A 2,016-nucleotide genomic window follows, 5' to 3' on the forward strand; every position below is an offset into this window, starting at 1 on the left:
GCAATTCTTCAAACGACTATTTCAGCGAATATTCGGATACCCAACCCCACCCACCCCACCGCCGGCAAATACCGCCATCCGCCCCACCCTAACTGACGCGGAATACGAGTCGAAATTCATGGAAATCCTGGAAGGGGTGAATGCCGGCTGGAGTCGAGGGGATGTAGCGGGATTCTTAATCGCAAAACGCCTTAAAGATGGTGAATTGGCAGCTTGGTTGCGACGGTTTGGGAAAAGATTGTTAGAGGGCGAACATGATGAAACCGCTGCTACGGATGCGGTGGCATCGCTTCAGGAATTGGCGCAGCGGCTGGTATTGTTAGGTAGAATTGGCAGCGGGGAATTGTCAGAGGTGGCGAGGGAAATAGGGCGGGAGATATTGACACGATTTCCGCTGCCGGAGGTTGAGGATGATGGTGGGAAGGGGAGGGTAATTGAGGCCGTGTTTGTTGGGAATGGTTTGGGTTTTTCTGGGGAAGAGAACCGCAGCGGCGCTGAGGGTGCGGAGGAAGAATCTGAAGTTATTGCTGTAGAGGCGAAAGCTTGGTGCGAGAGAGGGAATCAGCAGTATAATTTAGGACGATTTTCAGAGGCGATCGCATCTTATAACCAGGCAATTGCTCTCAAACCAGACTACCACGATGCTTTACACAACCGAGACGTAGCGCAACGTAAGTTAGAACAAATTGAATAGGCGAACTCGCTTGTATCCAGCCTTTGGGCTAAAGTTTGCGATGGCTATGATAATATTAAGAATTAAGCCGAGTTTGCCTCGCTAATTATCATACAGTTAAAAGAGGAATTTTAGGACTTCCGTCCTCACTACAAACTTAATTGGTAAGGTGCGCCTAGCGCACCCTACAATATATTTATACTATTAAGATTAATCCCAAATCCTGGCATCCAAAACCCAAATCGCATGACACAAGTAATCGGCATCGACTTAGGCGGAACTGCAATTAAACTCGGCAGATATAGCGAAGACGGCATTTGTCACCAATCCTTAACTGTCCCAACCCCTCAACCCGCAACGCCAGAAGCCGTTTTAGCCACAATGACGGATGCTATTTTACAACTGAATCCGGTCGAAAATGCTGTAAGTGCGATCGGCATCGGCACTCCTGGCCCTGCAGACGCCGCCGGCCGCATAGCCAGAGTAGCAATTAACCTCAAAAACTGGCAAAATGTCCCCCTCGCTGACTGGTTGGAAGCTAAAACCGGACTGCCGACCATATTAGCAAATGATGCCAACTGTGCCGGATTGGGAGAAGCTTGGTTGGGCGCAGGAAGGCACTTTAAAGACCTAATCTTACTAACTTTAGGTACAGGAGTCGGCGGTGCAGTTATCCTAGACGGCCAACTATTTACAGGTCATCGAGGCGCCGCCGGAGAACTAGGATTGATTACTATAAATCCAGACGGCCCCGAGTGCAACAGTGGCAATCGCGGTTCTTTAGAACAGTATGTTTCGGTGCAAGCAATTCGCCGAGAAACGGGTTTGGAACCCCTAGAATTAGCAAATCTAGCTAAGTCGGGAGATGCCAAAGCTTTAGAATTCTGGCAAGAATACGGGCGCTATCTCGGTATCGGTTTAGCCAGCATAATTTATATTTTGACGCCGGAAGCTATTATTATCGGCGGTGGAATTAGTGCAGGTGCAGAATTTTTCTTACCGCAGGTTCGAGAAGAAATTGAGCGGCGGGTACTGCCGAGTTCTCGGGAAGATTTGCAGTTATTGGTGGCTGAATTGGGCAATCAAGCAGGCATGGTAGGCGCGGCAAAATTAGCTTGGCAGCTTGCTCAATAGTTAAATTTTTAAAAGGCAGCGCCTTTGACTGCGCTTTTTTCATATCTAATTTCTGAGCCTCGGTGAGTCCAGGACTAAACTAATGACTAATGACTCATGACTAATGACTTCTTTCTAACTACAGTCCTGGACGCACACATACCAAAGAAACCGGGTTTTTTACTGAGTCTGGGGGTCACAACCTGTGTTTTTTCTTAAAAAAACCCGGT

2 protein-coding genes are annotated in these 2,016 nt (G+C 48.2%); both read left to right on the forward strand.

Annotated elements, in window-relative coordinates; genetic code table 11:
• Nucleotides 1-694: tetratricopeptide repeat protein (locus ACUVJL_RS38715; RefSeq protein ID WP_445250660.1), on the forward strand; the 694-nt coding region annotated here is incomplete at its 5' end.
• 225 nt (nucleotides 695-919) lie between these two features.
• Nucleotides 920-1,807, forward strand: a complete 888-nt coding sequence (locus ACUVJL_RS38720) for an ROK family protein (RefSeq protein WP_445250661.1) — start codon at nucleotides 920-922, stop codon at nucleotides 1,805-1,807.
• Nucleotides 1,808-2,016 lie beyond the last annotated feature (209 nt).

The sequence above is a fragment of the Microcoleus sp. OTE_8_concoct_300 genome (genome assembly GCF_031383065.1).
Taxonomy (GTDB): Bacteria; Cyanobacteriota; Cyanobacteriia; order Cyanobacteriales; family Microcoleaceae; genus Microcoleus.

Excerpts from the sequence above, each read along its gene's own strand:
- ACUVJL_RS38720 (WP_445250661.1), top strand. The coding sequence starts at position 920 with ATGACACAAGTAATCGGCATCGACTTAGGCGGAACTGCAATTAAACTC.